The following is a 4491-nucleotide window of genomic DNA, read 5'->3' on the forward strand; positions in this document are numbered from 1 at the left end:
CCGCCGAGCCACACTCCCGCCGCCCCACCGCCCGTCCACGAGGAACGGGAACCGCCCCCGCACCGGCCGGACAGCCCGGCCCCCACACCACCGCCCGAAGCGGATCCCGGGCTGTGCATACCGGTCATCGGCCTGTGCCTGGGCGGCGGAGAGCCGCACCGGCCGGAGAACTAGGAAGAGGGAGCGGAGGCGGACGCGGGCGGAGCCTCGTTCCGCCGGGTGAGCAGCCAGGGCTCCACCACACCGAGCCCACGCACCGGCCGCTGCCACATCGGCTGGAGCGCGAACCGGTACGTCGGCGGCTCCTCGCCCTCCTTCTCCGCCGCGGCGACCGCCTCGGCGGCCGCGGCCTCGGAGGCGGGCGCGTCACCGGTACGGATCAGCTCCTCGGCGAACGCGGTGTCGACGAGCACGGCGTCACGGGGAGCTATGGAGGTGAGTCGGGAGGCCAGATTCACGGTCGTACCGAACACATCACCCATCCGGGTGGTCACCGTGCCGAACGCCATGCCGACCCGCAGCTCCGGCATGGTCTCGTCGTTCGCCATGGTCTCGATCAGCCGCATCGCGATCTCCGCGGCGGTACCCGCGTCATCGGCGGCGTAGAGCACCTCGTCACCCAGCGTCTTGATGAGCCGCCCACCGCGAGCGGCGACCAGATCGGCGGCGGTGGTCTCGAAGGCCTCGACGAGCTCGCCGAGCTCCTCCTCCTCCATGCGCCGGGTCAGCCGGGTGAATCCCACCAGGTCCGCGAAGGCGACGGCCAGCCGCCGGTCGACCATCTCCTCGTCGTCGGCGCCCTGCACCACGCGCCCGGCCGAAGCGGCGAGCTGCCGCCGCCAGACGTAGACCAGGAACTCCTCCAGCTCGGGCAGGAGCAGTTCGACGATCGGATACGTGACCTCGGTACGGGTCATCCCCGGCTCGGGCGGCTCGGTCAGCCCTTCCAGGAAGGAGTCGATCTGCCATTCGGCCAGCCGGGCGGTGGTCTGCCCGGTGGAACGCGCCACCTGCACCGCCATGGCCTCACTGAGCAGCCCCGCCTCCACCAGACCGGCGAGCCGGCGCAGCGCGAGTACGTCCGCTTCCGTGAGGGCCTTGGCCTGTCCGACGTCGGCGAAGCCCATGGCCCGCCAGAAGCGGGTGGCCAGCTCCATGGTCACGCCGGCGCTGCGGGCCGCCTGGAACGGCGTGTAGCGGCGCTCGGCGCCCAGAATGAGCTGCTCGAGGCGCAGAGCAAGCGGATCCTCGCCGTCGCCCTGCGCTTCCGCACCGGAACCCGAGTCGTCGACGGTCACGCGTTTGTTGCCCTTCCGATCTGCCACGGCCCTGTATCGACCGGCCTCAACTCTACGGCAGGTGTGCGCCAGCTCACTCCGTTCGGTTGGGCCGGAGGTGCGGGTGCCCCGGCGGCGTCGGGGCCGGGCGGGGGTGTCGCGCAACCCGGCGCTCGCGGGGCGCCGTCGCGCCCACCCTCCCCACTCTCGGCTTCGCTCGAGCGGGGGCACCCCCATCGCCCCTGCGGCACGCCTGCCCGCGGTGGGGTTGGTCGCGGACGGCGGGAAGGGACGGGGCGGGGGTGACCGCCCGCAGCGGCCGGCGCGTCCACGCCCCCGCTTCTCGAGATACCGGTTCCGCGCCGGACCGAGGACGGGCACCCCCGACCCGGCCCCGACCACCCACCGGCCGTGGGCGCCACCCGAGCCCCCACCGCAGGGACAGTGGCGCCGCAGGCACACGACGCACACCCCCACCGGACGGCAAGCCGCGCCGCACGCACACGACGCACACCCCCACCGGACGGCAAGCCGCGCCGCAGGCGCAGGCGTCAGGCCGCGTCCCCCGTCGGGCGCAGGTGGATGATGTCGCCCGCGCCCACCGGTTCCTGCACACCCGACTCCGTGGCCAGCACCAGCCGCCCGTCCCCGTCCACCGCGACCGCCTCCCCCACCAGCGCCCGGTCCCCCGGCAGCTCCGCCCGCACCCGCCGCCCGAGGGTCGCGCACCCCGCCGCGTACGTCTCCTGCAGACCGCACGCCCCCGCGTCCCCGTCCACGGCCCGCCAGCGCCCGTACCACTCCTCCAGCGCCCGCAGCATCCCCCGCAGCAGCGGGTCCCGGTCCGTGGTCACCGCCCCGGCCAGCGCCAGCGACCCCGCGGCCGGCACCGGCAGCTCATCGGCCCGCAGGCTCACGTTGATCCCGACACCGATCACCACCGCGTCGTCCCCGGCGCGCTCCGCCAGGATCCCGCCGGCCTTGCGTTCCTCGCCCCCCACCGTGACCAGCACGTCGTTCGGCCACTTCAGCGCCGTGTCGACGCCCGCCGCCCGCGACAGCCCGGTCGCCACCGCGACACCGGTGAGCAACGGCAGCCACCCCCACCGCGCCACGGGCACCTCGGCGGGCCGCAGCAGCACGGAGAAGAACAGCCCCGACCGGGCCGGCGCCGTCCACCGCCGGTCGAGCCGCCCCCGCGCGGCGGTCTGCTCCTCGGCGACGAGGACGGCCCCCTCCTCCACCTTCCCCTCGCCGGCCCGGCTCACCAGATCGGAGTTGGTGGACCCGGTGCTCTGCACCACCTCCACCTCCCGCCACAAGGCCCCCTCCCGCACGAGTCCCCGACGCAGCGCGGCGGCGTTGAGCGGGGGCCGGTCCAGATCGGACCACCGGCTGTGGGCGGATTCGGAGTCATCTCGGGGCGTCATGCAACCCACACTAGGTGTGGGAAACACCGCACTGCCGAACGGAGGGCGCCCTACTACGCTACGGATGAGTAACCGTCCCCCCTTTTGAGCAGGCAGGGAGCCACATCCCGATGTCCGAGCCGGAAGAGCAGCAGCCTGACATCCACACGACCGCGGGCAAGCTCGCGGATCTCACGCGTCGTATCGAAGAGGCGACGCACGCCGGCTCCGCACGCGCCGTCGAAAAGCAGCACGCCAAGGGCAAGCTGACGGCCCGTGAGCGGATCGACCTCCTGCTCGACGAGGGTTCCTTCGTCGAACTGGACGAGTTCGCCCGGCACCGCTCCACCAATTTCGGCCTCGACGCCAACCGCCCGTACGGCGACGGCGTCGTCACGGGCTACGGCACCGTCGACGGCCGCCCGGTCGCCGTCTTCTCCCAGGACTTCACCGTCTTCGGCGGCGCCCTCGGCGAGGTCTACGGGCAGAAGATCGTGAAGGTGATGGACTTCGCCCTCAAGACCGGCTGCCCCGTCATCGGCATCAACGACTCCGGCGGCGCCCGCATCCAGGAGGGCGTGGCCTCCCTCGGCGCGTACGGCGAGATCTTCCGCCGCAACACCCACGCCTCCGGCGTGATCCCGCAGATCAGCCTGGTCGTCGGCCCGTGCGCGGGCGGCGCGGTGTACTCCCCCGCGATCACCGACTTCACGGTCATGGTCGACCAGACGTCCCACATGTTCATCACGGGACCGGACGTCATCAAGACCGTCACCGGCGAGGACGTCGGCTTCGAGGAGCTGGGCGGCGCCCGTACCCACAACGCGACCTCCGGCGTGGCCCATCACCTGGCCGGCGACGAGAAGGACGCGATCGAGTACGTCAAGCAGCTTCTCTCCTACCTGCCCTCCAACAACCTCTCGGAGCCCCCGGCCTTCCCGGAGGAGGCGGACCTGACGGTCACCGACGAGGACCGCGAACTCGACACGATGGTCCCGGACTCGGCGAACCAGCCGTACGACATGCACAGCGTCATCGAGCACGTCCTCGACGACGCCGAGTTCTTCGAGACCCAGGCCCTGTTCGCGCCGAACATCCTCACGGGTTACGGCCGTGTCGAGGGCCGCCCCGTCGGCATCGTCGCCAACCAGCCGATGCAGTTCGCCGGCTGCCTGGACATCACCGCGTCCGAGAAGGCGGCCCGCTTCGTCCGTACCTGTGACGCCTTCAACATCCCGGTGATCACCTTCGTGGACGTCCCGGGCTTCCTGCCCGGCGTGGACCAGGAGCACGACGGCATCATCCGCCGCGGCGCCAAGCTGATCTTCGCCTACGCCGAGGCCACGGTCCCCCTGATCACGGTCATCACCCGCAAGGCCTTCGGCGGCGCGTACGACGTCATGGGCTCCAAGCACCTGGGCGCCGACCTCAACCTCGCCTGGCCCACCGCCCAGATCGCCGTGATGGGCGCTCAGGGGGCGGTCAACATCCTGCACCGCCGGACCATCGCCGAGTCGGAGGACCCGGACGAGGCGCGCGCGAGGCTGATGCGGGAGTACGAGGACGCCCTCCTCAACCCGTACGTCGCGGCGGAGCGCGGCTACGTCGACGCGGTGGTCATGCCGTCCGACACCCGACGCCACATCGTCCGGGGCCTGCGTCAGCTGCGTACCAAGCGCGAGAGCCTGCCCCCGAAGAAGCACGGCAACATCCCCCTGTAGAGCCGCCGTAAGGAGCCGCTGTGATCAAGGTCGTACGGGGCAACCCGACCCCGGAGGAACTGGCCGCCGCCCTGGCGGTGGTCC

4 protein-coding genes are annotated in these 4491 nt (G+C 72.3%); 2 read left to right on the top strand and 2 right to left on the bottom strand.

All coding sequences use genetic code 11. The annotated features are described in order from the left end of the window. Positions 1-170 precede the first annotated feature (170 nt). Both B9S61_RS38830 and B9S61_RS38835 read right to left on the bottom strand, forming a co-directional pair. Positions 171-1298: an adenylate/guanylate cyclase domain-containing protein gene (locus B9S61_RS38830; RefSeq protein ID WP_103546387.1), complete on the bottom strand. Its 1128-nt coding sequence runs from the start codon at positions 1296-1298 to the stop codon at positions 171-173. 530 nt (positions 1299-1828) lie between these two features. Then, positions 1829-2707 (bottom strand): biotin--[acetyl-CoA-carboxylase] ligase, encoded by an 879-nt coding sequence (locus tag B9S61_RS38835; protein WP_103546388.1) that lies wholly within the window; start codon positions 2705-2707, stop codon positions 1829-1831. Positions 2708-2817: 110 nt separating this feature from the next. Here B9S61_RS38835 and B9S61_RS38840 point away from each other — a divergent pair, with 110 nt between their 5' ends. Both B9S61_RS38840 and B9S61_RS38845 read left to right on the top strand, forming a co-directional pair. After that, the gene (locus tag B9S61_RS38840; RefSeq protein ID WP_103546390.1) at positions 2818-4407 is read left to right on the top strand and encodes an acyl-CoA carboxylase subunit beta; all 1590 of its coding nucleotides are present in this window, start codon (positions 2818-2820) and stop codon (positions 4405-4407) included. 20 nt (positions 4408-4427) lie between these two features. Continuing rightward, the coding region (locus tag B9S61_RS38845) for an acyl-CoA carboxylase subunit epsilon (protein WP_146065047.1) at positions 4428-4491 on the top strand (64 nt) is incomplete at its 3' end.

Origin of the sequence: Streptomyces sp. SM1, assembly GCF_002910825.1 — a bacterium.
Taxonomy (GTDB): Bacteria; Actinomycetota; Actinomycetes; order Streptomycetales; family Streptomycetaceae; genus Streptomyces; species Streptomyces okerensis.